This window comes from Streptomyces sp. JNUCC 63 (genome assembly GCF_054366325.1).
Genome location: NZ_CM135963.1, coordinates 5,166,556 through 5,191,501, shown reverse-complemented (window position 1 = coordinate 5,191,501; position 24,946 = coordinate 5,166,556). Strand labels below are relative to the sequence as shown.

Annotated in this window: 21 protein-coding genes and 1 tRNA gene; 13 read left to right on the top strand and 9 right to left on the bottom strand. The window is 73.0% G+C overall.

The genetic code is table 11. From position 1 onward, the window contains the following. The gene (locus ACX25U_RS23885; protein WP_454382992.1) at window positions 1-1,614 is read right to left on the bottom strand and encodes a dynamin family protein; all 1,614 of its coding nucleotides are present in this window, start codon (window positions 1,612-1,614) and stop codon (window positions 1-3) included. A gap of 321 nt (window positions 1,615-1,935) precedes the next feature. Here ACX25U_RS23885 and ACX25U_RS23880 point away from each other — a divergent pair. Further along, window positions 1,936-2,011, top strand: a tRNA-Arg gene (locus tag ACX25U_RS23880). A 182-nt stretch (window positions 2,012-2,193) separates the two neighbouring features. Here ACX25U_RS23880 and ACX25U_RS23875 read toward each other — a convergent pair. After that, on the bottom strand, window positions 2,194-4,830 hold the full coding sequence (locus tag ACX25U_RS23875) for a SpoIIE family protein phosphatase (RefSeq protein ID WP_454394475.1): 2,637 nt from the start codon (window positions 4,828-4,830) through the stop codon (window positions 2,194-2,196). A 298-nt stretch (window positions 4,831-5,128) separates the two neighbouring features. Here ACX25U_RS23875 and ACX25U_RS23870 point away from each other — a divergent pair, with 298 nt between their 5' ends. Then, window positions 5,129-6,409: an MFS transporter gene (locus tag ACX25U_RS23870; protein ID WP_454382990.1), complete on the top strand. Its 1,281-nt coding sequence runs from the start codon at window positions 5,129-5,131 to the stop codon at window positions 6,407-6,409. A gap of 18 nt (window positions 6,410-6,427) precedes the next feature. Then, window positions 6,428-7,249: an IclR family transcriptional regulator gene (locus ACX25U_RS23865; protein WP_454382988.1), complete on the top strand. Its 822-nt coding sequence runs from the start codon at window positions 6,428-6,430 to the stop codon at window positions 7,247-7,249. Between the two features lie 194 nt (window positions 7,250-7,443). Here the strand turns inward: ACX25U_RS23865 and ACX25U_RS23860 are convergent, their stop codons facing one another. Together ACX25U_RS23860 and ACX25U_RS23855 are read right to left on the bottom strand one after the other, a co-directional pair. Then, the gene (locus tag ACX25U_RS23860; protein WP_454382987.1) at window positions 7,444-8,304 is read right to left on the bottom strand and encodes a polysaccharide deacetylase family protein; all 861 of its coding nucleotides are present in this window, start codon (window positions 8,302-8,304) and stop codon (window positions 7,444-7,446) included. A 54-nt stretch (window positions 8,305-8,358) separates the two neighbouring features. Next, complete coding sequence (locus ACX25U_RS23855) at window positions 8,359-9,852, bottom strand: purine-cytosine permease family protein (RefSeq protein WP_454382985.1); 1,494 nt, start codon at window positions 9,850-9,852, stop codon at window positions 8,359-8,361. 112 nt (window positions 9,853-9,964) lie between these two features. Here ACX25U_RS23855 and ACX25U_RS23850 point away from each other — a divergent pair, with 112 nt between their 5' ends. Then, window positions 9,965-11,518, top strand: a complete 1,554-nt coding sequence (locus ACX25U_RS23850) for a PucR family transcriptional regulator (protein WP_454382983.1) — start codon at window positions 9,965-9,967, stop codon at window positions 11,516-11,518. A 149-nt stretch (window positions 11,519-11,667) separates the two neighbouring features. Then, complete coding sequence (locus tag ACX25U_RS23845; protein WP_454382982.1) at window positions 11,668-12,597, top strand: alpha/beta fold hydrolase; 930 nt, start codon at window positions 11,668-11,670, stop codon at window positions 12,595-12,597. A 117-nt stretch (window positions 12,598-12,714) separates the two neighbouring features. Here ACX25U_RS23845 and ACX25U_RS23840 read toward each other — a convergent pair whose 3' ends face one another. From ACX25U_RS23840 to ACX25U_RS23820, 5 genes are all read right to left on the bottom strand, one after another. After that, window positions 12,715-13,005, bottom strand: coding sequence for a hypothetical protein (locus tag ACX25U_RS23840; protein WP_454382980.1), 291 nt, complete (start codon window positions 13,003-13,005; stop codon window positions 12,715-12,717). A 145-nt stretch (window positions 13,006-13,150) separates the two neighbouring features. Next, on the bottom strand, window positions 13,151-13,408 hold the full coding sequence (locus ACX25U_RS23835; RefSeq protein WP_454382978.1) for a hypothetical protein: 258 nt from the start codon (window positions 13,406-13,408) through the stop codon (window positions 13,151-13,153). 272 nt (window positions 13,409-13,680) lie between these two features. Continuing rightward, the gene (locus ACX25U_RS23830; protein ID WP_454382976.1) at window positions 13,681-13,914 is read right to left on the bottom strand and encodes a hypothetical protein; all 234 of its coding nucleotides are present in this window, start codon (window positions 13,912-13,914) and stop codon (window positions 13,681-13,683) included. Window positions 13,915-14,046: 132 nt separating this feature from the next. After that, a complete protein-coding gene (locus ACX25U_RS23825; RefSeq protein WP_454382974.1) occupies window positions 14,047-14,754 on the bottom strand; it encodes a hypothetical protein in 708 nt (235 codons plus the stop codon). Window positions 14,755-14,923: 169 nt separating this feature from the next. Then, window positions 14,924-15,163 (bottom strand): chaplin, encoded by a 240-nt coding sequence (locus ACX25U_RS23820; RefSeq protein ID WP_454382972.1) that lies wholly within the window; start codon window positions 15,161-15,163, stop codon window positions 14,924-14,926. A gap of 291 nt (window positions 15,164-15,454) precedes the next feature. Here ACX25U_RS23820 and ACX25U_RS23815 point away from each other — a divergent pair, with 291 nt between their 5' ends. Genes ACX25U_RS23815 through ACX25U_RS23780 form a run of 8 tightly spaced genes read left to right on the top strand, consistent with a single transcriptional unit; the run spans window position 15,455 to window position 24,935 of the window. Next, window positions 15,455-16,543, top strand: a complete 1,089-nt coding sequence (locus tag ACX25U_RS23815) for a DUF3344 domain-containing protein (protein ID WP_454382970.1) — start codon at window positions 15,455-15,457, stop codon at window positions 16,541-16,543. 54 nt (window positions 16,544-16,597) lie between these two features. Further along, window positions 16,598-17,893: a glycosyltransferase gene (locus tag ACX25U_RS23810; protein ID WP_454382968.1), complete on the top strand. Its 1,296-nt coding sequence runs from the start codon at window positions 16,598-16,600 to the stop codon at window positions 17,891-17,893. Then, window positions 17,890-19,317, top strand: a complete 1,428-nt coding sequence (locus tag ACX25U_RS23805) for an exopolysaccharide biosynthesis polyprenyl glycosylphosphotransferase (RefSeq protein ID WP_454382966.1) — start codon at window positions 17,890-17,892, stop codon at window positions 19,315-19,317. The genes ACX25U_RS23810 and ACX25U_RS23805 overlap by 4 nt, the downstream gene beginning before the upstream one ends. Before the next feature lie 5 nt (window positions 19,318-19,322). Continuing rightward, window positions 19,323-20,666: an O-antigen ligase family protein gene (locus ACX25U_RS23800; protein WP_454382964.1), complete on the top strand. Its 1,344-nt coding sequence runs from the start codon at window positions 19,323-19,325 to the stop codon at window positions 20,664-20,666. After that, the gene (murJ, locus tag ACX25U_RS23795; RefSeq protein WP_454382962.1) at window positions 20,663-22,351 is read left to right on the top strand and encodes a murein biosynthesis integral membrane protein MurJ; all 1,689 of its coding nucleotides are present in this window, start codon (window positions 20,663-20,665) and stop codon (window positions 22,349-22,351) included. Before ACX25U_RS23800 ends, murJ begins: the two co-directional genes overlap by 4 nt. Beyond that, a complete protein-coding gene (locus ACX25U_RS23790) occupies window positions 22,335-23,117 on the top strand; it encodes a polysaccharide deacetylase family protein (protein WP_454382960.1) in 783 nt (260 codons plus the stop codon). The genes murJ and ACX25U_RS23790 overlap by 17 nt, the downstream gene beginning before the upstream one ends. Window position 23,118: 1 nt before the next feature. Further along, window positions 23,119-24,279, top strand: a complete 1,161-nt coding sequence (locus ACX25U_RS23785; protein ID WP_454382958.1) for a glycosyltransferase — start codon at window positions 23,119-23,121, stop codon at window positions 24,277-24,279. After that, a complete protein-coding gene (locus tag ACX25U_RS23780; RefSeq protein WP_454382956.1) occupies window positions 24,276-24,935 on the top strand; it encodes a lipopolysaccharide biosynthesis protein in 660 nt (219 codons plus the stop codon). Before ACX25U_RS23785 ends, ACX25U_RS23780 begins: the two co-directional genes overlap by 4 nt. Window positions 24,936-24,946: the final 11 nt, after the last annotated feature.

Genomic DNA, 24,946 nt, shown 5'->3' with positions numbered 1-24,946 from the left:
TCACCTCTCCTTCAGCAATACGGACAGCGCGGCGATCAGTTCGGCCTGGGGCTCGGGGTGCACCTCGAGGGCGTCGAGCGGGGCCAGGCGCCGCTCGCGCTCCCTGTGCATCACCCGGTCCAGAAGGACAGCGAGCAGCCGTCCGGCCCGGTCGCGCAGCCGCAGCGCCCCGTGCGCGCCGATCCGCTCGGCGAGCCCCTCGCCCGCGGACCGCGCCCGGCGGCCCCCCAGCAGCCCGGTGGCGGCCAGGGCGGCGACGACCTCCGGGTCCGGCGCGGCGCTGCGCTCCAGCTCGCGCACCTCGTCCTCGGCGTACTCCTCGAGTTCGCGCCGCCACCGCCGTACGGCCAGCCCGATACGGTGCTCGGCGCTCTCCGGCGCCGGGTCGCGGTCGGCGAGCTCGGGGGCGGCGGCGGCCGGCTCGCGCCGCCAGGCGTCGTCGATGCGCTCGTCGGCGGCGGTGACCGCGCACAGCAGCAGGGCGCCGAGGCTCTCCACGAGCGCGTCGAGCAGTTCGTCGGCGGAGCAGTCCAGGGGGAAGGCGCGCCACCGCTTCAGGGCGTCCCCGGCGAGCACGGCGCCGGCCTGCAGCCGGCCCCGCACGCGCGCGTACTCGCTGTCGTAGGCGCTGTCGACGGCGGAGGTGAGCCGCAGCGCGGCCGCGTACTGGGCGGCGGCGGCGCCGGCCAGCTCGGGCATCCGGGACTTCAGCGAGTCGAGCAGGCCATGGGCCGTACGGGCCATGGCGTACTGCCGGGCGGCGGGGTCCTGGGCCTGGTGGACCAGCCAGGTGCGCAGCTGGGCGACGGCGGTGGCGGGCAGCAGGCCCCCGCCCCAGGCGGACTCGGGCAGCTCCGGCACCGTGAACCGCGGTACGTGGCCGAGCCCGGCCTTGGTGAGCAGCGCCCCGTACTGGCGGGAGACCTCGGAGACGACCTGGTGCGGCACCCGGTCCAGCACGGTCACGAGCATGGCGTCGTACTCCTTGGCGGTGCGCAGCAGGTGCCAGGGGACGGCGTCGGCGTATCGGGCGGCGGTGGTGACCATGACCCAGATGTCGGCGGCGCAGATCAGCTCGGCGGCGAGAACGCGGTTGTCGGCGATCAGGGAATCGACGTCGGGCGCGTCGAGCAGGGCGAGGCCGGGCGGCAGGGTCTCGACGGTCTCCACGCGCAGGATCCGCGAGGGGTCGTGTCCGTGCGTCAGCACGTCGTCCGCGGGGCCGGGTTCGTCCCGGGGCATCCACACGCGTGTGAGGTGGGGCAGGACGCGCATGCCGCTGAACCAGTGGTGGTCCTCCGGATGGCAGACCAGTACCGGGGTGCGGGTGGTCGGCCGCAGCACGCCGGCCTCGCTGACCCGCCGTCCGACAAGGGAGTTGACCAGGGTGGACTTTCCGGCGCCCGTGGATCCTCCGATGACCGCCAGCAGCGGCGCTTGGGGCTCTCTGAGCCGGGGCACCAAATAGTCGTCGAGCTGGGCGAGCAACTCGTCGCGGTTGGCACGCGCACGTGGAGCCCCTTCCAGGGGCAGCGGGAAGCGTGCGGCGGCGACACGGTCGCGCAGGGCGGAGAGTGCGTCGAGCAGTTGAGGCCGTACGTCCAAGGTCACCACATGTGAAGAATGCCCAATTTTAGGGGAATTCTGAAGCATATGAGCATGTACGCGCGCCGACGGAACACAAGGGACGGAAAGGATGACTGGGACGCGGGTAGAGTCCAGGCATAACGAGTGCACAACACCAGGTGCGCCGGACGTCAAAAGCGATGCACGATTCGTACCTGCCTGCGATTATCAGGACCGCTTCACTGAACCTCCACATTGAGCCACGGAGGCGAAGCAACAGGGACATGGATCCGGGAGCCCTATCCTTGTCCCCGGCAACGTCAGGGATCGGCCCACACCCGGGCACCAGGACAGAGGCCACCACACCAGGCCCCCGTAGCTCAGTGGATAGAGCAGGCGCCTTCTAAGCGCTTGGCCGCAGGTTCGAGTCCTGCCGGGGGCGCCACACGGCTCTTCGCCGGAATGGCGAATTCCCGCCGGCCGGACGGGACCCGTCCGGCCTTGTGGGGCAACAGGACCCATCCGGCCTTGTGGAGCAATCGGAGAACCGCGGACAACTCACCCGCCCGGCCGAGCGAATCCACGGACGTCTCGAGGTTCCGTCCCCACGCCGGGCCGGAACAGGCGTCACAGCGTCACGTCCGCCCACTGGTCGAGCAGGTCGTCCACTTCCCCGCCGGATTCCGGTCCGCCGCCGTACAGGGGCTGCTCGGTCCAGATGACCTTGCCGGTGGAGGTGTACCGGGTTCCCCAGCGCTCGGCGTACCGGGCGACCAGGAACAGGCCGCGTCCGCCCTCGTCGGTGGTGGCCGCGTGGCGCAGGTGGGGCGAGGTACTGCTGCCGTCGGAGACCTCGCAGATCAGCTTGCGGCAGCGCAGCAGGCGGACGTGGATGGGGACGCTGCCGTAGCGGATGGCGTTGGTGACCAGTTCGCTGAGGATGAGTTCGGTGGCGAACCCGGCCTCCGCCAGACCCCATGCCTCCAGTTGGGCCGTGACATCGGCGCGGACGCGGGAGACGGCCGCGGGATCGCGGGGCACGTCCCAGTCGGCGACCTGCTCGGGGCCGAGTATGCGGGTGCGCGCCACCAGCAGGGCGATGTCGTCGCTCGCGCGGTCAGGGGGGAGAGCGTCGAGCACCGCCCGGCAGGTCTGCTCCGGGGAGCGGTCGGGGCGGGCGAGCGCGGTGCGCAGGATTTCGAGGCCGGTGTCGATGTCGCGGTCGCGGTCGACCACGAGCCCGTCGGTGTAGAGGACCAGCCGGCTTTTCTCGGGCAGCCGGAGTTCGGTGGTCTCGAAGGGCAGGCCGCCCACGCCCAGGGGCGGCCCCGCGGGCAGCTCGGGGAAGACCACGGTGCCGTCGGGGTGGACCAGGGCGGGCGGCGGGTGACCGGCCCGGGCCAGCGAGCAGACGCCGGAGGTCGGGTCGTAGATCACGTACAGACAGGTGGCCCCGGTGAGCCCCTCGTCGCCGCCCTGGGCCACCTGCTCCTGGTCGAGGCGGGCCACCAGGTCGTCCAGGCGGGCCAGCAGCTCCTCCGGGGAGAGGTCCAGGGTGGAGAAGTTGTGCACCGCGGTGCGCAGCCGGCCCATGGTGGCCGCCGCGTGCAGCCCGTGCCCCACCACGTCCCCGACCACCAGGGCCACCCGGGCCCCGGACAGCTCGATGACGTCGAACCAGTCCCCGCCCACCCCGGCCCGGGCCGGCAGGTAGCGGTAGGCCACCTCCAGGGCGTCCTGTTCGGGCAGGCCGCGCGGGAGCAGGCTGCGCTGCAGGGCGACCGCCATGGTGTGCTCACGGGTGTAGCGGCGGGCGTTGTCGAGCGCCACCGCGGCGCGGGCGGCCAACTCCTCGGCGAACGGCGCGTCCTCCTCGTCGAACGGCTCCGCCCGCTTCGAGCGCCAGAAGTCCACCGTCCCCAGAGCCGTGCCGCGGGCCCGCAGCGGCACCGCGATCAGGGAGTGGATGCCGTGGTCCAGGAGGCGCCGTGTGTGCTCGGGGTCCAGACCCCGCGAGGTCCTCAGGTCCGCCTCGAGCACCGCCCGGCCGCTTTCCAGACACCGCGCCTGAGGCGAGCCGGGGGAGAAGCGGATCAGCTCGCCCACCGGTGCCGGCGGCCGGTGGGCGGGCGAGCCGCTCACGGCCGTACGGCGCATGGCGGTGCTCGCCCCGCCCAGCTTCTCGCCGCGCAGGACCTCCTCGGCCAGTTCCACGGTGACGGAGTCGGCGAAGCGCGGAACCGCCACCTGGGCCAGCTCCTGCGCGGTGCGTGTCACATCCAGGGTGGTGCCGATGCCCACCCCGGCGTCGTAGAGGAGTTTCAGGCGCTCGCGCGCCACTTCGGCCCGCCCCGTCAGCGCCCGCAGCTCCGTGCTGTCCCTCAGCGTCACCACGCTGCCCGCGTGACCGCCGTACGGAGCGGTGGGCCGCTTGTTGACCGCGAGCAGCCGGTCGGCCGTGAGGTGCACCTCGTCGGTGGCCGTGCACTCCGACATCAGCAGCCCGGCCAGGCCCGCGTCCAGGGGCAGGTCGGTGACCTTGCGCCCTTCCGCGTCCGGGGGCAGGTCCAGCAGTCGCCGGGCCTCGTCGTTGGCCAGCAGCAGCCGTCCGTCGTCGCCGACGATCAGCACACCCTCCCGCACCGCGTGCAGCACGGCGTCGTGATGGTCGTACATCCGTGTCATTTCCACCGGCCCCAGACCGTGCGTCTGGCGCAGCAGCCGCCGGCTCACCAGCGCCGTGCCGCCGGCGGACAAGGCCAGCGCCCCGGCCCCCGCCCCGAGGAGGAGCGGAAGCTCCTGGGCCGCAATGCTCTTCACCTTCTCGACCGTGAACCCGACCGCGACCGTGCCGACAGCCGTGCCGTCGGCCTTGGTGACGGGGACGTACGAGACCACCGCACGTCCCTGGGTGGTCTCGAGGGTCTGGGTCATGGGGGAACGCGGTGGCGTGCGGGAACCGGGGACGGGTTTCCCGATGAAGGCCGGGTTGGGATGGGTGTAGCGGATCCCGTCCTTCGAGTACATGACGACGAGGTCGACATCGGCCCCTTTCATGATCCTCTCGGCGATGGGCTGGAGCACCGCAGAGGGGTTGGGGCCGGTCATGGCCTTCAGCGTGTCCGGGGCGTACGCCAGCGTCTCGGCGATGCCCAGGGATCGCTGCCGGGCCACGGTCGCGGTCTCGTCGCGGGACTGGACCACGAGGGCCACCAGCGCGGTGACGATGATCAGTACGGCGACGACGACCTGGAGCAGGAACATCTGCCCGGCGACGCTGCGCACCGGGATCAGGGACCGCAGCCGACCTACGGGCGGCGCCGACGTTGCGCCTTCCCCGTCGTCTTCCCGGGGCCGCCGGTCCGAGGATCGGCGGGTTTGTGCGAGCACTTCTCCATTTTGCGCCCTGTGGTCCGGCCGGCATTCCGGCGATCAACGGGTTGACAGTCACCCGGCCGCGGCTCCACGCTTTTTCAACAGTGTTGCATCAGAGGCAACACATCGGCCTGCCGCTCGCCCGTGAGCGGAACGTACCCGGCACCCAGGGAGGCAGGGAGCATCCGTGAGCCGTCCCCCTCGCACCGGGCGGCCGGGGCCCGGGCCCACCGCCGCCCCGCACCGCCCCGGCACCCCACGGCATCCGCTGACCGGCCGCCTCACCGCGCTGGCCGGGATCGTCCTCGCGGCGCTGACGCTGCGCGCGGCGGTCACCGCCATCACGCCGCTGCTCGGCACCGTGGGCGCCGCCCTGGGGTTCGGCCCGCTCGCCGCGGGGACGCTCGGGATGCTGCCGACCGCGATGTTCGCGCTGTTCGGTCTGGCGACCCCGCCGCTGGTGGCCCGGTTCGGTCTGGAGCGGGTCACGCTCGGCGCCATGCTGGTGACCGGCGCCGGCACGCTCGCCCGGGCCGGCGCCTCCTCCACGGCGGCGCTGCTGCTGCTCTCCGCGGTGCCGCTGGCCGCCATGGGGGTCGGCAACGTGGTGCTGCCGCCGCTGGTCAAGCGTTACTTCCCCGATCGGGTCGGCGCGTTGAGCGCGGTCTACATCGCGTGTGTGCAGCTCGGCACCACGATCCCGCCGCTCACCGCGGTGCCGGTGGCGCGGGCCTACGGCTGGCGGGTGTCGGTGGGCATGTGGGCGCTGCTCGCCTTCGCGGCCGCCGTGCCCTGGCTGCTGCCGTCGGCCCGGCGCGTTCCCCCGGCCGAGGGTGGCGCGGTGAGCGGCGGGAGCGAGGTGGCGTTCACCGCCCCGATCTGGCGTTCGCCGCTCGCCTGGAGCCTCGCCGTCATGATCGGTACGACCTCGCTGAGCACGTACGCCCTGTTCACCTGGCTTCCCCAGATCCTCGCCGACGCCGGGGCGAGCGCCGGATTCGGCGGCGCCATGGTCGCGCTGTTCTCGGCCATCGGCATCGTCTCGGCGCTGGTCGCCCCGGTGCTGTGCACGCGGCTGCGCAACCCGTTCCCCGTCGTCGTGGTCTGCGTGCTGTGCTACCTGGCCGGCTACACGGGGCTGTACCTCGCGCCCGCGACGGTGCCGGTGCTGTGGGTGTTCCTGGTGGGCGTCGGGCCCACCACCTTCGCGATGTCGCTCACGCTCATCGGGGTGCGCACCCGCACCGCGCGGGGCGCCGCACGGCTCTCCGGATTCATCCAGGGCGTCGGCTACACGCTGGCCTGCCTGGGTCCGCTGCTGTTCGGGCTGCTGCACGACGCCACCGGAGGCTGGGGGGCACCGTTCGGGCTGCTGCTGGTGGCGCTCGCCCTGATGGCGGCCGGCGCGTTCCGCGCCTGCCGCCCCGGCACCCTCGAAGACAGCCCCGCTTCGGGCGGCAGGAGGTAGGGCATGATGGAGCCCACCATGGCAGGCAACACGACGGACGAGAGCCCCGACGGCACCGCGCACGCCTCCGGCCGCGGCATGACCGTACTGCGCAACGGCATCGGCGTACTGCGTACCTTCAGTGTCGACGAACCCGAGCTCGGCGTCACCGAGATCGCCGCCCGGGTCGGACTGCACAAGTCCACCGTCTCCCGCATCCTCGCCACCCTGGAGCAGGACGGCCTGGTCGAGCGGGACCCGGGCTCGCGGCGGTTCCGGCTGGGGCTCGGCGTGATCGCGATGGCGGGCCCGCTGCTGGCCGACCTCGATGTGCGCCGGGCGGCGTACCCGGTGCTGCAGGAGCTGAGCCACCGCACCGGCGAGACCGCGGCGCTGCTGGTGTGGAACGGCGCGGAGGCGGTCTGCGTGGAGCAGGTGGCGAGCCGGCACGAGGTCAAGCACAGTACGCCCCTGGGCACGCGCTACCGGACGGCGGCGAGCTCCTCGGTGCAGGTGTTCCTCAGCGAGCTGCCGCCGGAGCGCGTCCGCGCCCTGCTCGAGAGCGGGGCCGTGGTCCACCCCGGGCTCAGCGACGCGGCGCTCGACGCGTACCTCGCGCGCCTCGCGGAGACCGCCGGGCGCGGCTACGCCGTCAACTACGGGGAGACCTCGCTGGAGGAGGTGGGCGTCGCCGCCCCGGTCTTCGACCACCGCGGCGAGACGGTCGCCTCGGTCCTGGTCTCCGCCCCCCGCTTCCGCGTCTCCGCCGAACGACTCCCCCTCGTCGCCGACACGGTACGCGAGGCCGCCGACCAGGTGACCGCCCGCCTGGGCGGCCGCCGCCCCGCACCGGCTGCCTGACGGCACCGACGGCGGTAGGGCCACCTCAGTCCCGCCCCCGGCCCACGCCGTCCGCCGGACGGCACAGGCCCGCACGAGTCAGGGCGCACGCCCCGCCCGCCTCCGTGGGCGCCGGCCCGCGGAACACGGGACGGGTCTACGGCCGGTGCTCCGTTCGCACCCGGCGTGACCCGTCCCGTGTGATGCCCCCGCGGTTACGGCTCCTCGGGTGCCTCGATGCGGCGCGGTTGGCGGATCTCGGTCAGGGTGGACGCGGCGTGGGCCGCTATCTCGCCGAGGGGGGCCACCCACATGCCGTCCAGGGACTGGACGTCCTCCATCAGCTGCTCCAGGGCCGCGGCGCGGGAGGGGCGGCCGGACAGGAACGGGTGGTTGGTCAGGACGAAGCAGCCGCCCTCGGCGTGGTGGGCCTCCGCCTCCAGGAGCCACATCTCGTGCGCCTTGCGCGGGCTCTCGATGACCCCGCTGCCCGTCCAGCCCGGGTAGAAGGCGTACTGCTCCCAGTCGTCCAGACCCCAGTCGACCGGGATCTCCACCAGCGAGCCCTCCGACCGCTCCCCCGCCAGCCGGTAGGGCACGTCGCCGTCGAGGAGGCTGGAGTCGTAGGTGAAGCCGTGCTCGATCAGCAGGTCGGGGGTGTGCCAGTTGGTCTCCCACCAGGGGGCGCGGTAACCGGTGGGGCGTACGCCGAGCCGGTCCAGCGCCTCCAGGCCGCGGTCCAGGACCTCCGCCTCCTCCTTGCGGTCCAGGCCCTGCATCCGCTCGTGCAGGTAGCCGTGGTGGGCCACCTCGTGGCCCTCGTCCACGATCCGGCGCACGGTGTCCGGGTAGCAGTCGGCGGTGAACCCGGGGACGAAGAAGGTGGCGGTGATCCCCCGGCGGCGCAGCACGCGCAGCAGCCGGGGCACGCCGACCTTCGGGCCGTACGCCTGGTGCGACATCAGCGACATCCGGGAAGAGGCCGTGGGATCGTGGGCCAGGACGCAGGACTCGGCGTCGACGTCGAAGGTGAAGGAGGCGGCGGCGCGGTGGCCGTCGGGCCAGGGGTAGTGCACGGGGGTCCCTTTCAGTGGGCGATACGGTCCGGAAGGCTTCGGACAGGGATGCGGTCAGGCGGCGCTCGGCCGGACCGGGGCGGTGGCGCCGTCCGGCACGGGCGGAGGCAGGTCCGGCAGGGCTCGTCGCGCCACCCGCGGCCCGAGCACCGCGTACACCATGGCGCTGGTGACGCCGCCGGCCAGCCAGGACAGGTCGAAGCCGCCCATGGCGGTGGCGATCGGGCCCTGGAAGAACGGGATCACCCCGTACATGAACAGCCAGGTGGTCGCGATGCCGGTGCCGAAGGCGGTGAGGCCGGCCCAGTTGAAGTCGGGCAGCCGGGAGGTGCCGACCGGGTCGAAGAGCCGCTCGACGGAGACCTGGTCGCGTTCGATGCGGTAGTAGTGGACGAGCATGATGCCGCCCCAGGCCGCGACCCAGGCGACCAGCCCGACCAGCCAGGTGTCCAGCACGTTGGCGAAGTTCCGCTGGTAGATGAGGAAGACGACCGCCACCATGGCGAGCGCGCCGACCAGGGCGCTCAGCACCCGCCGGTTCAGCCGGATGTCCAGCGCCTGGGAGGCCACCGAGAAGGTGTAGATGTTGAGGATGTTGGTGGCGATCGGCCCGTGCACCACCAGCAGCAGTACGGGGATCGCGAGCGCGCCGAAGTTGTCGACGATCAGCCGTCCGGGGTCGACCGCGCCGTTCTTGGTGGCCAGGGTCGCCCCGAGGAGCCCGAGCCACACCACGGGGAGGAACTGCCCGAGGGTGCTGGCCAGGTAGAGCCTGCGGCGGGGCATCGACCTGCTGACGAACCGGGAGTAGTCGGCCGCGTAGGTGAACCAGGTGATTCCCCAGCCGATGCCGATGGCGGTCATCACCGAGGTCATCGCCGCCCACCGCTCGGTGCCGGTGAGCACCTTGCCGGGTGGTCCGGCGTACGACCAGTCGATGTGCAGGAAGAACCAGGCGGCCACCGACATCACCAGCAGCACCAGGATGGTGGGCGGCACGGTCCAGCGTTCGAAGGCGGAGATGGCCCGGTACCCGATCCAGGAGATGACCACCTGGATCGCCATGATCCCGGCGGCGACCAGGATCCGCCAGCCGTCGTTGGTGGCGTTCGGGTCGACCAGGCCCAGCTTGCCGAGGAGCGCCATGACCAGGTCGAGGATGATCCAGGTGTTGACCGCGCACCAGCCGATGGCGAGCACTCCCTGGATGCCGGCCGGAATGTAGCCGCCGCGCCGGCCGAAGGCCGCGCGGCCCAGCACCATGCCGGTCACACCGGTCTTCTGGCCGAGCAGCACGAAGAGCCCGAACAGGCCCATGCCGACGAGGTTGCCGAGAACCAGGACGGAGACGGTGTCGGCCAGGCCGAGACCCAGGTTGACGCCGAGTGCGCCGAGCACCCAGTTGATCGGAGCGATATTGGCGCCGCACCAGATCCAGAACTGTCCGGACACGCTGTGGGTGCGGTGGGACTCGGGGATGGGCTGCAGGGTCTGCTCGACCTGGTGGATGCCACCAGGCTCGGGCTCGGCGGTGGGCGGGGTTGACATGGGGTGACCTCCCGGTGGACGGCCTGCGTCACCGTCCATGGTCTGCGGCCACGTCACACTCAACAAGCGACGAAATGTCATACATGCCGAAGACTTTGGCTACCGTTCTGTCATGCAGATGACGCTGGCCCGTGTCCTCGAACATCCCAGCCTCGCCCCGGCGCGCCCGCTGCTGCGCACCGGGACACACGGCCTGACCAGGCCCGTACGGTGGATCCACTCCAGCGAGGTGCTCGACATCGCGCCGCTGCTGCGCGGCGGCGAACTGCTGCTCACCGGGGGCACCGCCCTGGCCGCCGCCCTCCCGGAGGAACAGCGCCGCTACGTCCGTGACCTGGCCGCGCGCGCGGTGGCCGGGGTCGCCATCGAGACCGGCCCGCACGGGCCCGGCCTGCCCGCCCCGCTGCTGGAGGAGGCCGAGGCGCTGGACTTCCCGGTGGTCGAGCTGCGCCGGGTGGTGCCGTTCGTCGCGGTGGCCGAGGCGGTCAACAGCGCACTTGTCAACGCGTCGGTGACCCGGCTGCGGGACGCCGGTGAGCTGGCCCACCGACTCTCCGGCATCCTCGCCGACGGCGGGGGTGTACGGGAGGTCCTGGAGGAACTGGTCCGCCGCACCGGCACGGCGGCGGTCCTCTTCGACCGGGCGGGCGCGGTCATCGCCTCCCGGTCGCCCGACGAGAGCGGACAGAGCCCGGACGAGACGGGCCGGATCCCGGACGCGCCGGGCCCCCTCGGCAGCGTGGGCGCGCACATCACCGTACGGGGCGCGCACATCGCCACCCTGGTCCTGTACCCGGCGACCGCGGCGGCCGAGGTAGACGAGGAGACCCTGCGCCTGGCCCAGGAGCGGGCGGCGGAGGCGCTGCAGCTGGCCCTGCTGCGCTCCCGCCCGCCGAGCGCCCGGGACTTCGCCGCCGCCGAACTGGTCCGGCTCGCGGCCTCCGGAACGGCCCCGGCGCGCATCCGGCAGCTGGGCCCGGCGGTGGGCTTCGAGGCCGACGCCCCGGTGCTCGGCCTCGCCGCCCGTGCGGCGACCGGCGCCCCCGACCTCACCCGGCTCGACGGTGTGCTGCGGCGGCACGGCCTGACCGCGGTCGCGGTGCCCGCCCCGCTGGAACTGCACGCCCTGGTCTCGCTGCGGGACAGGCGCCGTGCGGCGCTCGCCCGCGCCGAGGTGCTGCACGGGCTGCGGGAGTGGAACGCCGGCCGGGACGTCATCGTGACGGTCGGCCCGGTGCTGCCCTCGCTCACCGGCGCCCCGGCCTCGCTGGGCGCGGCCGTGGAGTGCCTGGGACTGCAGTCCAGGCAGTCCACCGGAGCCCCGGCGGGGCTCGTCGTCGACGCGACGGAGTGGAGCATCGAGCGGCTGGTGGCCGGCGACGACGCCCGGGCGGCGGTCGACCGGCTGGTGCAGGAGCAGCTCGGCATGGTGCTCGCCCTGCGCGAGCAGCAGCGCCGGCCGCTGCTCGCCACACTGGAGACGTACTTCGCCACGGGCTGCAACAAGACCCGTACCGCGGCCGAGTTGCACCTCCAGCGCCAGTCGCTGTACGCCCGGCTCGAGCGGGCCTTCGACGTCCTCGGCGGCGACCCCACCGGCACGCCCCGCGCCCTGCCCCTCCACCTCGCGCTGCGGCTGTACCGGCGGCTGGACCGACTGGACTGACGGCGGCGGCCGTTCCTCAACGCCGCGGGATCTCCAGGATCCACAGAATCTCCTCAGGATCGCCCACAAATGAGTGGTTACGTCCGTCTGGTGGAACTTCTGGTAATCATGGGGTGGTTCGAGCCATTCCCTCTTCCCCGGAGCTCTTCATGCGCACTGCCGTCACCACCGCCGAGGAACGGAGCCTCGTTTTCGAGGGTTTCGCGTACCAGTGCCGCATCGTCCCTCAACCCTCCCCACAAACCGCCCCGTTGGTGCTGCTCGGTGGCTCTTCCCAGAACAGATACTCATGGCTGGGACACGAGAAGTGGCTGGCGCCGCTGTGCACGTTGATCACCGTGGACCTTCCCGGTTACGGCTCCGCGGACTTCCTGCCCGCGCGCCACGGCATCGACTTCCTCGCCGCCGCGGTCAGGCACATGCTGGTGGAACTCGGGATGCCGCGCGTGAACCTCTTCGGCGGCTGCTTCGGTGAAGTCGTCGGTCTCCGATTCGCTCAGCTGCACCCCGAGTTCGTCCGTCGCATCGTCTTCTGCGGTGCGGCCAAGCGGCTTCCCGAGAGTTACGTCGACGCCGTACCGCGTCTGTCCCGCGCGCTGGAACGCGGCGAGATCGCCCAGGCCGCCGACGGACTGGTGCGGATGTTCATGTCGAACCCCGGTGCCGGTCAGGTCCGCAAGCACGCGGCGGTGGCACGCCTGCTGTACCGGCAGTTCATGAACCAGACGCCGGACGAGCTCAGGAAGGCGCTCGAGCACAACACCAGGCTGACGACGCACGGATGCTACGAGCCGCTGCCCGTACCGGACGTGCCGTCCCTGGTGTTCACCGGGGAGTACGACACCCTGTGCACCCCGCAGATGGGCCGCGAGGTGGCCGCGGCGATGCCCTCGGCGCGGTTCACGACGGTCAAGGAAGCCGACCATCTGGCCCCGGTCGAACGCCAGCAGGAGGTCGCGGACCTGATCGGCAGGTTCTGCACCGACCGCCCCATCGACGACCTGCCCTACTGCACCCCCGTCGAGAACCCCCGTCGAGTCGCTGTCCCACGGTCCCGTTTCCATGATGGACGCCCCTGAGGATTTCCAGGGCCGGCGACCGGCTCCGGGGCCGGGAGACATACGCGATTGACCGGGAGACATACGCGATTGGCCGGGATCCGTACCGGATCCCGGCCAATCTCCGCCGCGCGGACGTCAGAGCTTCTTGCCACCGATGACGATTCTGTTGACGCACACGACATTCGAACCTTGCGAACTCTGCGGAGCCGGGCAGGTCTGCGTCTGCCTGCTGGAGACGTGGCCGTTTCCCCGCTTGTCGGTGGTGGAGCGGTACTCGCCCTCCTGCACGCAACGAACGTTGCCCTTGCCGTCATCGACGCACTTGCCGGAGCCGTCGTGACCGAAGGCCTGGGAGGCACCGGCACCGATCAGAGCAAAGCTCCACAGGACTCCCGCTGCCACTGCGATCTTCTTTGAATCGAGCATCTACCTTCTCCTTTGCGGTAGCTCCCCCGTGGCTGGAGGACAGAGACGTTCCGGACGCCTGGATCGGCGAAAAGCAGCGGCAGGCCCCGGGGCCCGGACACTTGGGTTCGGACTCCGGGGCCTGCCTGGATCACCTAAGCAGCGATCACTTGCCGAAGACGTTCGTGCAGTGGATGATGTTGCCCTGGTTCACGGGGGACTCGTTGGCGACAACCTGCACGTTGACGCGGTCGAGGACGTGGTTGAGAAGACCCGCGGAGTGCTCGCTGGCCGGGCACGAGTTGGTCTGGTCGTTGTCCAGCTTGAACGACGGCTGCTCCCCGGCCTGGGCGGCACCGGCACCAAGGAAGCTGACACTCCCGAGCATGGCCACGACGACAGCGGCCTTCTGGAACTTGCGCATTACCTCTCCTTGTTCGTGTCATCACAACCCGTGTTGGGCTGATCGCTGACAGTCATAACTGTAGGGGGCTTTTGGCGGCTTTTGGTCCGCGAAACACCGATTCGCGAAAATTTCGCGAAAGCTCCGACGATCCGTCCGGAATCCTGACAACCACGCACGGACGACGCGGAGGTGACACCGTGTCCGGTCACGGCGACCGGCGTCCGTCACCGGGCGACGAAAGAGCCCCGGCGCCCTCCTGGCGCCGGGGCTCTCCCCGTGGATCCGCGGTCTCAGCGCTGCAGCGGCAGGCCGCCGAGCATCTGCTTGTGGTTGTTCAGCGTGTTCGTGGTGTCCTTCACCGTGTGCAGCGCCGAGTCCTTGCTCTCGGTGTTGAGCAGGTTCTCCGACTCGACCTTCAGGGGCTTCAGGTCCAGGGGGCCACTGGTGCCGGCGAACGCGGGCGCGGCGGCACCGGCGGCGACCAGGGACCCGGCAACGACGGCGGCAGCCTTCAGGGACTTCATCGTGTTCCTTTCTTCGGCAACGCGGGTCGCCGGAGGGGTTGTGTCGCCGTGTCCAACGAGCCCCGGCCTGGCCGGAAACCCAAGACGCCGAAGATTTGTGAGTCCTCATATGAGATCGGCGCCGGACAAGCCCTACGCCTCCGGCGGGAGCACCGGCTCCGGCAGGGCGATCGCGGGGAGCGTGACGGCCGGCGACTCGGCCTCCGGTGTGGCCGCGGAGATGTCCGCCGACGCCGGATCGGTGGACGTGGCCGCCTCCGACAGGGCGCTGTCGGTCAGTGTGTCGGTGACGAAGTCGAGCACGTCGGCCAGCAGGTCGGCGGCGAACGCGAGCACCTGGTCGACGTCACCGGCGGCGATCGCCGCCACCAGCTTGTCGATGTCCTTCTGCACGGCGGCCGGCGTGCCGTCGGTGGTGTCGGCGGCGCGCCGCTCGGACGCGGTGCGCGGCGCCTTCGGCGCGGCCGGGGCCGCCGGAGCCTTGGCCTTCTTGGCCTTCTTGGCCTTCTTGGCCTTCTTGGCCTTCTTGGCCGAATCGGCCAACGCGCGCTTGGCCGCGTCGCCCAGCTTCTTGGCCTCGGCGGCGGACAGTCGGCCGCCGTCCGCCTTGAGCGCGGCGTTCAACAGGTCGGCGACCGGGGTGAGCGCGCTCCCGACGGCGTCGAGTTTCCCGACCTGGGCGCGCAGCGCGTCGGCGCTGGGGCGCGGCGCGTCGGGCGACGCCGCGTGGCCGCGCTCGCGGGCCGGGGCGGCCGCCATGGCGGCGGGCCCGGCGATCCCGACCAGGAGGGCGGCGCACAGTGCACCGGACGCGAGGTGCCGTGCGGGCAGAACACGCATGGGGGTTCCTTTCGATGGACGTCGGATCCTGAGCCCACCGTGGAATCGCCCCTGGTCACCGGCAACCGGCCATGCGCCCCTGTGGACCAACCCGGCCCCCGTCCGGGGGAACGACACCGGCCGCCCTCCTGACAGGGAGGGCGGCCGGATCGAAGGACGGACGCGGACGTCAGTAGTTGATGCAGGTGTTGCCGAACACCGGGTTCAGCAGACCGATCACGTGGATGGAGTTGCCGCAGACGTTGACCGGAATGTGGACCGGAGCCTGGGCGACGTTGCCCGACAGCACGCCCGGAGAGCGGGTGGCGGCCCCCTTGGCGTGGCTGTCGGCAGAGGCGACACCGGCACTGCCGGCGACGGCCGCGGCGGCGACGGAGGTGAGGACCAGGCCCTTGGTGATACGCGACATTGGGGAGGCGCTCCTTGGAGTTGACTTCAAAACACCCGGGGCGGCATGCCCGCCCGGCTCTGTGTCAACGCGCGGCCCCTGTCCGAGTTGTGCCGCCAATGGAGTGATCCCTGGAACGGGGATCGCCTTCACGATTCCGACACACTTGTCGTATTTCGTAGGATTTCACCGACTTTTGCCAGGTTGGTGACTACTGTTGCGCACCTTCCGACAGATCTCTTCAGGCGGACGGATCGCATGGGTGCCGCTGCCTGCCAACGCCACCTGCTTTTCGAAAGGGCGACGACAGTCATGCGCCATTCCCTGGGTCCGCTGCTTCGCCGTGCGACGGTGGGCACCGTCGCCCTCGCCGCGCTGTGGGTGCCCGGCGGCTCCCCGGCCGCCGCGCCGACCGCACCGGAGGCGTCCGGCATCACGTTCGGCCGGCGGTACCACGCGCTCCAGCACGGTGGCATCGTGCGCGCGGCCAACGTCTCCATCACCTGCCGCACCACCCCGGGAGCACCCTCGTGCGGGGACGTCCAGAGGGGCGCGCAGGGGGTGAACAGCGACTTCGACATGTTCTACGTCGACGTCGACGACGATCCGAACACCTACAACTCCTCCCGTGCGGAGGTCCGCCTGCCCGTCGGCTCCCGGGTGACGTACGCGCGCCTGTACTGGGGCGGCAACCTGCGCGTGGGCGAGCAGAAGCCGGCGGAGGACAACGGGCGCGTGCTGTTCGCCGAACCCGGCGGGGCGTACAAGGAACTCCTCGCCGACACGGTCGTCGGACACCGCGTGGCGGACGGCGCCGACGCCTTCCAGGCCTCGGCCGACGTGACCAGGCAGGTGCAGGAGAGCGGTCCGGGCCTGTACACCGTGGCGCAGGTCAACGTGGCGGCCGGGAAGTCGGCGGCCGGGGCGTGGGGCGGCTGGACGCTGGTGGTGGCGTACGAGAACCCGGCGGAGCCGCTGCGCAACCTCGCGATCTGGGACGGCTTCGCCCCGCTGAAGTCCCGCGGGGCGCAAGAGATGCGGCTGCGCGGCCTGCGTTTTCCGGCGGGCGCGGGAGGCGTCGCCGGACTGGTGGCGTACAACGGCGACCGCGGCACCACCGGTGACTCCTTCACCCTGACGGCCGATCAGAACGGGTCCGCCAACCTCTCGGACTCCGCCAATCCCGCGGACGACGTCCTGAACTCCACCATCAGTGACCCCAGGACGGCTCCCTCGGCGCGTGTGCCGGCGTACGCCCACACCCTCGGCTACGACTCCGACGTGTTCGATCTCGCCGGACGCCTGCGACGCGCCGGTGACGAGGCGACGTTCAGGCTGCGGTCCCAGCGGGACACGGCGTGGGCCGGTGTGCTCTTCGCCGCCATCGACGCCCGGCAGTGAACGCGTGACCCTCCCCCCGTCCCGAGCGTCTTCACCATCGAGGAAACCGCACTCATGGCCCTGCCCCCCACCGGCCCCCGGCCGCGGGTCCTGCACCTCACCCAGCCCGTGGACGGCGGGGTCGCCCGCGTGGTGGCGGACCTGGTCCGCGCCCAGTCGGCGGCCGGCCTGGACGTGACCGCGGCCTGCCCCGACAGCGCGCTCACCGCGCGACTGCGGGCGCTCGGCGCGGACGTACGGCACTGGCGGGCGACGCGGTCGCCGGGTCCGTCGCTGGTGCGGGAGGTACGGCACCTGGCGCGGCTGATCGACGAGGTGCGGCCCGATCTGGTGCACGCGCACAGCGCGAAGGCCGGGCTCGCCGGGCGGCTCGCGGTGCGCGGGCGGATTCCGACGGTCTTCCAGCCGCACGCCTGGTCGTTCGAGGCGGTCGGGGGGACCACCGCGGCCCTCGCGCTCCGCTGGGAGCGGTGGGGGGCGCGGTGGGCCGCGCGGGTGGTGTGCGTGAGCGAGGCGGAGCGCGCCACCGGCGTGCATGCCGGGATCGACGCCCGATTCACCGTCGTACCCAACGGCATCGACCCCGAGCGCTTCCACCCGGCCGAAGCCGGCCCCGTACGGGCCGGGCTCGCGCCGCTCGCCGGTCTCGACCCGGCGGCCCCGCTCGTGGTCTGCGTGGGACGGCTGTGCCGGCAGAAGGGGCAGGACGTGCTGCTGCGGGCCTGGGACACCGTCGTGCGTGAGGTGCCCGGCGCCCGCCTCGCCCTGGTCGGCGACGGACCGGACGACGACCGGCTTCGCGAACGGGCCCCGCAGTCCGTGCTGTTCGTGGGAGCGGTCGCCGACGCCTGCCCCTGGTACCAGGCCGCCGACCTCGTGGTCCTGCCGTCCCGCTGGGAGGGCATGGCGCTGGCCCCGCTGGAGGCGATGGCCTGCGGGCGGCCCGTGGTGGTCACGGACGTCGACGGTGCCCGCGAGAGCCTGCCGCCCTCCTTCGCCGACCGGTGCCTGGTCCCGCCGGAGAACCCGGCGGCGCTGGCAGGAGCCCTCACAAGGGTGCTGCTCGACCCGCCGCTGCGCGCCTCGCTCGGCGGCCGGGCCCGCCGGCACGTGCTGGCCACCCATGACGTGCGGCACACCGCCGAGGCGGTCGCGGACGTCTACCGCGACCTGCTCGGCCCATGGCCCGCCGCCGAAAGGGCGGCTCTGTCTCTGTCCGAAGCGGCCGGGCGCGCGAGGGCTCGCGGCGCTGAGCACGGTCGGCCGCTCGACCCAGGCTGTGACGCCGGGGCGAACCAGGCGGCACAGCGTGTACAGCCCACCGAGCACAGGGAGTCGAAGCACTCGTGACCGCGGAATCCACAGTCCCCTCACCCGGCGTACCACCACGAGAACACCCGTCCTCACCGGTCTCGGTCATGCCGCCGCGCGGCACCGCCACCGGTTTCCCGTTCCCCCCCGCGCGGCCCCCTGCACGGCCGGCCTCACCGGTGCCGCTGCTCGTCGCGGACGGTGTCGCCGCCCTGCTGGGCGTCCTGGCGCTGTCCGAGGCCGAGCGCCACCCGCTGGCCGTCGCCCTGCTTGTCGTGGCGTCGCTGCTGCTGCGCCCGCGCGACGGCAGGCCGCCGGTGCCGGCGCTGCTGGAGGAACTGCCCTCCGTATGGGGCCGTGTCGCGGTGGCCTGGCTGACGCTCGCGGCGCTCGTGGCGGCGTACCGGCCGGAGCACCCCCTGTCCCTGCGCACCGTGCTGACGGGCCTCGCCCTGCAGGCGGTGGCGGGCTGCGCGCTGCGTGGCGTCGTGCACATGCGGCGGCGCGCCGCGCTGCTGCGCCACCCGCACACCGCGCTCCTGGTCGGGCCGGTGGCGACGGCGCAGCGCGTGGCCGCCGCCGTGCTGCGTCATCCGCGGTGCGGTGTGCGGCCGGTGGGGATCGTCGCCGACCAGCCGGACGGCACCGAGGGCCTGCCGGTGCTGACGACCGCCGAGGAGGTCAAGCGCGCGGTCATCCAGAACGGGGTGCGGGCGGTGCTGGCCGTCCACCCCTCCGCGCGCGCCGAACAGGAGCCGCTGTTGCGGTCGTTGGCCGCGTCGGGCTGCGTGGTGTGGGAGGTCGACCCGGACTGCCCGTCGTACGCGGCGAGGGAGCGGCTGGCCGGATTCCCCTGCCGGCGTCTGGACATGTCCCCGGCGCGCCGCGAGGGCGTGGGCGGGCGGATGCTCGACATCCTGGTGTCGGGGACGCTGTTGCTGCTGCTCAGCCCGCTGCTGCTGACGTGTGCGGTGGTGCTGCGGATCAGTGACGGGCCGGGTGTGGTGTTCCGTCAGGAGCGCATCGGCAAGAACGGAAGGCCGTTCACGCTGCTGAAGTTCCGTACCCACCGCCCGGTCGACGAGCACGAGTCGGCGACCCGGTGGAGCGTGGCGAACGAGAACGAGATGCGCCGGTTCTGCCGGATGCTGCGACGCACCTCGCTGGACGAGCTGCTCCAGCTGTGGAACGTGCTGCGGGGCGACATGAGCCTGGTCGGGCCGCGGCCCGAACGACCGTACTTCGTCGCGCAGTTCAGCCAGACCTACCCCGGCTACGCGACCCGCCACCGGATGCGGGTCGGACTCACCGGTCTCGCCCAGGTCCACGGGCTGCGCGGTGACACCTCGATCGAGGACCGCAGCCGGTTCGACAACGCCTACATCGACGACTGGTCGCTGTGGCAGGACGTCTGCATCCTGCTGCGCACGGCGGCCGCGTTGGTACGTCCCACGGGGAGCTGAGCGACGTGAGCCTCGCCCTGACAGCGCCTTGGCGCCGGGCTGCCGCGCTGACGCCGGTCCTGCCCGCGGTGGCCGTGGTCGCCCTGCTGGCCCTGCCGTTGACGCCGGGCGGCGCCGGACCCGCCGACGTGGTCTCCGGGCTGATGGTGGTGTACTGCCTGGTCCGTCTGGTACGCGACCGGCGGCGTCCGCTGTCCCCCGTGGCGGCCGTGGTGCTGGGCCTGCCGGTGGTGGGGCTCGCGCTCGCCGCCATGGGTGCGTCCTCGACGGCGGCCGGGTTCGACGGCCTCGGCCGCTATCTGCAGATCTTCGTACTGGTCCCGGCGGCGGTGCTGCTGCTGGTCCGCGACCGGGCCGACTTCCGGCTGCTGGCCTGGGCGTTCGTGGGGCTCGCGCTGTGGCAGGGGGCTCTCGGCGTGCACCAGTACGTCACCGGGACCGGCGCCTCCTACCAGGGCGAGGAGATCCGGGCGGTCGGCACCTTCGGGGCGCACGACGTGATGGGCATGGCCAGCGCGGTCGCGCTCGGCCTGGTGTGCGCGGTCGGCATCGCGCTGGGCCGGGCGTCGGTGCGGCAGCGGGCGACCGCCGCCGGCTGCGCGCTGGTCCTGCTGCTGCCGCTCGCGCTGTCCTTCAGCCGGGGCGCCTGGATCGCGACCGCCCTGACGTGCGCGGTGCAGCTGATGCTGGCCGGGATGCGGCGCGCCCTGAAGGTGGCCGCGGCTCTCGCCGCGGCGGGGGTGATCCTGGTGGGCGGGTTCGGTGTCGGTACGGCGCTGCTGCAGGAGCGGATCGACTCCATCGCACGGGTCACCGACGCTCCCGACCACTCCGTGGTCGACCGGTACACCCTGTGGGCGTCCGCCACCGGCATCTGGCGCGAGCACCCGCTGACCGGCGTCGGCCTGAAGGCCTTTCCCGAGTACCGCGACGGGCACGCCACCCTGGCACTGTCGTCGGGCGCCGAGATCGCGGGCGCCGGAGCGGCGTACCAGCGACAGCCGCTGCTGTCGCCGCACAACATGTATCTGCTGGTGCTGAGCGAGCAGGGCCTGATCGGGCTGCTCGGGCTCGTCGGCAGCTGGCTGACGCTGCTGGTGTGCGCGCTGCGCAGACTGTGGCGCGCGCGCGAGCGCGGACCGGTGCTCGACTGCGCGCTCGTCGCCTGCGGGCTGCTGCTGTGGCTGCTGACCGACTTCGTCTACGGGGACATCGGCGGCCCCTCGACCGTGCTGACCGGCATGGCCCTGGGGCTGGTGGCGTGGTGGGCGCTGGCCGGCGGTGAGCGGCGGGACGCCGTGCCGCAGGGTGCGGTGCCCGAGCGCGTCGAGGAGGCCGTGGCGCGATGACGGTGAAGCCTTCGCACACCCCCGGACCCGCGACCGACGGCGCGGCGACCGTACCCCCGGCGCGTGCCGCCGCCACGGCCGTGGAGAGCGCCGAGGCGCCCTCGGCGTCCCGGAAGTTCCTCGCCCGGGCCACGCTCGTCACGGCGTCGCTGTCGATCGCCGGCTCCCTGCTCGGCCTGGTGCGCGACCAGGCGCTGGCGCGGCTGTTCGGTGCGGGCAGCGACACCGATGCCTTCCTGGTGGCGTGGACCGTGCCGGAGTTCGCCTCCACACTGCTCATCGAGGACGGGCTGGCGCTGGTGCTGATCCCGGCGTTCAGCCTGGCGCTGGCCCGCCGCGCCCGGGGCGCCGCCGGCGACCCGGTCCGGGCCCTGGTGGCCTCCACCCTGCCCCGGCTGTGCCTGGCCCTGGCCGCGGTGGCCGCGCTGGTCGCCGGCGGGGCTCCCTACCTGGTACGGGTCCTGGCGCCCGGCCTGCCCGACCCCGGGCTCGCCGCCGACTGCACCCGGCTCACCGCGACCTGCGTGCTGGCCTTCGGGCTCGCCGGATACTGCAGCGCCGCCCTGCGCGCGCACCGCCGCTTCTTCGCGCCCGCGGCGATCTACGTCGCCTACAACACCGGCATCGTCGCCGCGATGTTCCTGTTCGGCGCGCGCTGGGGCGTGCGCTCCGCGGCGGTCGGGGTCGCGGCGGGCGGCTTGCTGATGGTGGCGGTGCAGGTCCCCTCGCTGTGGCGGCAGCTGACGTCGCGCAGGCGGGCGCCCCGTCCGGCCGGCGAGGACATCGAGCCGCGGCCGGTGCAGGTCGCCCTGGTCGCCGCCGTCCTCCTGTTCGCCCTGTGCCGCCAGTCGCAGGTCCTCGTCGAACGCTTCCTCGCCTCCACCCTGCCCGCCGGGGCCATCTCGCACCTGAACTACGCGCAGAAGGTCGCCCAGATCCCGATGACGCTGTCGCTGATGCTGTGCACCGTCACCTTCCCGGTGGTCTCCCGGGCACTGGCGGAGGGCGACACGGAACGGGCCCGCAGCCGTGTGGAGCGGGATCTGGCACTGGCCTCCTGCCTGGTCCTGCTGGGCACGTGCACCGTGATCGCCTGTGCCCCGCAGATCACCGAACTGCTCTTCCAGCGCGGCGCGTTCACCGCGAGCGACACCGCCGCCACGGCGGACGTCATGCGGGTGTACGCCCTCGGGCTGCTGGGCCAGACCCTGGTGGGCGCCCTGGTGCGCGGCTACTTCTCGGCGGGCCGGCCCAGCTGGTACCCGGTCGGCGCGATGACCGCGGGCATCGCCGTGACGTCCTGGGGCGGCGCCGCGACCGTGGCCCCCTGGGGCGTGGCGGGCATCGCCGCCGCCAACGCCCTCGGCATCACCGTCACGGCCGCGATGCTGCTCGCCGGTCTGCGCGCGGGCCGGCAGAGCGACCCCCACAGCCTCTCGATCCGCGTCCGGAAGGTACTGGCCGAGCTGAGCAGGCCGGTGCGCGCCGCGATCGTCGCCACCGTCGCCGGGGCGTTCGTCGCGAGCCGGCCGGACTCCCCGGTGGCGGGCCTGGCGGCCGGCTGCCTGACCGTGATCGCCATCTTCATTCCGCTCACCTGGGCCCTCGGTGCCCAGGGCTGCGCCTCCGCACTCCGCTCCGTACGCACCGTCACACGAAGGCTCACACATGGCCGCTTCCGTTGATTCCGCCGGCACCGGTGACTTCCCCGTCACCGGCAGGCTCTCCGTTCCGCGCCCCGGTCCGCTGCCGTGGGTGGCGATGTACCACTCGGTGGGCGACTGCTCCGACGACCCGTACCGCATCACGGTCACGCCCGAGCGGCTCGGCCTGCAGCTGGCCTGGCTGCGCCGGCGCGGGTTGCGGGGTGTGTCCGTGGCCGAGCTGCTGGCCGCCCGCGCTCGGGGCGAGGGGCGGGGCCTGGTCGGGCTCACCTTCGACGACGGGTACGCCGACTTCGTCACCGACGCCCTGCCGCTGCTGCGCCGCTGGGGCTGCCGCGCCACACTGTTCGCCCTGCCCGGACGGCTCGGCGGCGACAACGCCTGGGACCCGCTCGGCCCGCGCAAGCCGCTGCTGACCGCGGACGGCATCCGGCGCGCGGCCGCCGAGGGCATGGAGATCGGCTCGCACGGCCTCACCCACGTCGACCTGACCAAGGCGGACGACCTCACCCTCAAGACCGAGCTCGTCGAGAGCCGCGCGCTGCTCGAGGAGCTGACCGGCGTCCGCGTCGACGGCTTCTGCTACCCCTACGGCACCATCGACGCCCGCGCCGTCGAGGCCGTACGGGAAGCGGGATACGCCTACGCCTGCGCCATCGACCCCGGCCCGCTCACCGGCCCGCACGCCCTGCCGCGCGTGCACGTCGGCCAGAACGACACCTCCTGGCGCCTGCATCTCAAGCACCGGCTGCACCGGCTGCGCCGGCGTCCGGTGGAGGGCCTGTGACATGAAGGCACTGCACATCATCACCGGCCTCGGCGTCGGCGGGGCCGAGCAGCAGCTGCGTCTGCTGCTGCGCCACCTGCCCGTCGACTGCGACGTGGTGACGCTGACCAACCCCGGCGCGGTCGCCGAGGGCCTGGCCGCCGACGGCGTCCGCGTGGCGCACCTGGGCATGGGCGGCAACCGCGACCTGGCCGCGCTCCCCCGCCTGGTCCGGCTGATCCGCGCCAGCGGCTGCGACCTGGTGCACACACACCTGTACCGGGCCTGCGTCTACGGCCGGCTCGCCGCCCGCCTCGCCGGGGTCCGCGCGGTCGTCGCCACCGAGCACTCCCTGGGCGACTCGCAGATGGAGGGCCGCAGGCTGACGGCGGGGGTGCGCGCGCTGTACCTCGCCAGTGAGCGCCTGGGCTCGGCGACGGTCGCCGTCTCCCCGGCGGTGGCCGACCGCCTGAAGCACTGGGGCGTGCCCGCGCCCCGTATCGAGGTCGTTCCGAACGGCATCGACCTGGACCGTTTCCGCTTCGACCAGGAGCGGCGCGAGCGCACCCGCAGGCGCCTCGGCCTGCCCGAGGGCGCGTACGTCGTCGGCGGGGTCGGCCGGCTCACCCGGGGCAAGCGGTTCGACGTCCTCGTCCACGCGCTCACCCGGCTCCCGGACGACTGCTGGCTGCTGCTGGTGGGCGGCGGCCCCGAGGAGCAGGTCCTGCGCCGTACGGCCCACGAGGCCGGTGTGGCCGGGCGCGTCCTGCTCACCGGCGAACGTCCCTACCTCCCCGACGGCTCCTCCGGCCCCGACCTGCCCTCGCTCACCTGTGCGATGGACCTGCTCGCGTCCCCGTCCACGGAGGAGGCGTTCGGCCTGGCCGCCGTGGAGGCGCTGGCCTGCGGCCTGCCCGTGCTCTACGCCTCCTGCCCGGCCATCGAGGACCTGCCGCCGCCGCCCGCCGCCCGCCGTGTGCGCGGCGGCCCCGAGGCGTACGCCCGTGCGATCGCCGAGGTCCGCGCGGCGGGCCCCCGGCCGCGGACGGCCCCCGAGGCCGCGCACCGCTACAGCATCGCCCGCAGCGCGGCCCGGCTCATGGACGTGTACGCGACAGCGGTCGCCGGCTCGTCGTCATCCCTCTCACCTCTGGTCTCATCCCTGGGAGCAAGCCCCTCATGACCGACACCCCGACCCGTCAGCGCCGCCTGTCCCTGGCCCGTCTCAGGAGGCTGCGGCCGCCGTCCTGGTCCGTGCTCGCGGCGGGCGCCGTCCTCGGCGGCCTGTGCGGCGGCGCGTACGGCGTGCTGACACCCCCGACGTACACGGCCACCAGCTATGTCGTCGCCGTACCGACCGCGAAGTCCGACTCGGGCGCCGCCCTCGGCTTCGCGCAGGCCTACGGCCGGGTCGCCACGCAGCTCGCGGTGCTGGTCGACGCGCAGGACAGGGCGGGCGTGCCGCTGCGCACCCTCCAGCGGAGCGTGCAGGCGGCGACCTCACCGGACGCTCCGATGGTCGCCGTGTCGGCCACCTCCTCGCGTCCGGTGCTGGCCGCGGACATGGCCAACGCCGTCTCCCAGGCGCTGACCCGGCAGGCCGACGCCGCCAAGGGCAGCACCCAGGTCCGGCTCGTGCAGTTCTCGCGGGCGGTCAGGCCGACCGAGCCGACGTCCGCGTCCGCCTGGGTGACCGCTCTGGTGGGCGCGAGCGCGGGCGGGCTGCTGTGCGGTCTGGCCCTGCTGGTGCGCCCCCGGCGCAAGGGCCAGGAGGACGACCCCGCCCCCGCCGCCTCGGTGCCCGGCCCGGCCGTCGCCGCCGATGCCGGACAGCGGTGACGGCCGTGCGC

Excerpts from the sequence above, each read along its gene's own strand:
- ACX25U_RS23875 (WP_454394475.1), bottom strand. The coding sequence starts at position 4,830 with ATGTTCCTGCTCCAGGTCGTCGTCGCCGTACTGATCATCGTCACCGCG.
- ACX25U_RS23865 (WP_454382988.1), top strand. The coding sequence starts at position 6,428 with ATGGCAGGCAACACGACGGACGAGAGCCCCGACGGCACCGCGCACGCC.
- ACX25U_RS23855 (WP_454382985.1), bottom strand. The coding sequence starts at position 9,852 with ATGTCAACCCCGCCCACCGCCGAGCCCGAGCCTGGTGGCATCCACCAG.
- ACX25U_RS23850 (WP_454382983.1), top strand. The coding sequence starts at position 9,965 with ATGCAGATGACGCTGGCCCGTGTCCTCGAACATCCCAGCCTCGCCCCG.
- ACX25U_RS23845 (WP_454382982.1), top strand. The coding sequence starts at position 11,668 with ATGCGCACTGCCGTCACCACCGCCGAGGAACGGAGCCTCGTTTTCGAG.
- ACX25U_RS23840 (WP_454382980.1), bottom strand. The coding sequence starts at position 13,005 with ATGCTCGATTCAAAGAAGATCGCAGTGGCAGCGGGAGTCCTGTGGAGC.
- ACX25U_RS23835 (WP_454382978.1), bottom strand. The coding sequence starts at position 13,408 with ATGCGCAAGTTCCAGAAGGCCGCTGTCGTCGTGGCCATGCTCGGGAGT.
- ACX25U_RS23830 (WP_454382976.1), bottom strand. The coding sequence starts at position 13,914 with ATGAAGTCCCTGAAGGCTGCCGCCGTCGTTGCCGGGTCCCTGGTCGCC.
- ACX25U_RS23825 (WP_454382974.1), bottom strand. The coding sequence starts at position 14,754 with ATGCGTGTTCTGCCCGCACGGCACCTCGCGTCCGGTGCACTGTGCGCC.
- ACX25U_RS23820 (WP_454382972.1), bottom strand. The coding sequence starts at position 15,163 with ATGTCGCGTATCACCAAGGGCCTGGTCCTCACCTCCGTCGCCGCCGCG.
- ACX25U_RS23815 (WP_454382970.1), top strand. The coding sequence starts at position 15,455 with ATGCGCCATTCCCTGGGTCCGCTGCTTCGCCGTGCGACGGTGGGCACC.
- ACX25U_RS23810 (WP_454382968.1), top strand. The coding sequence starts at position 16,598 with ATGGCCCTGCCCCCCACCGGCCCCCGGCCGCGGGTCCTGCACCTCACC.
- murJ (WP_454382962.1), top strand. The coding sequence starts at position 20,663 with ATGACGGTGAAGCCTTCGCACACCCCCGGACCCGCGACCGACGGCGCG.
- ACX25U_RS23790 (WP_454382960.1), top strand. The coding sequence starts at position 22,335 with ATGGCCGCTTCCGTTGATTCCGCCGGCACCGGTGACTTCCCCGTCACC.
- ACX25U_RS23785 (WP_454382958.1), top strand. The coding sequence starts at position 23,119 with ATGAAGGCACTGCACATCATCACCGGCCTCGGCGTCGGCGGGGCCGAG.
- ACX25U_RS23780 (WP_454382956.1), top strand. The coding sequence starts at position 24,276 with ATGACCGACACCCCGACCCGTCAGCGCCGCCTGTCCCTGGCCCGTCTC.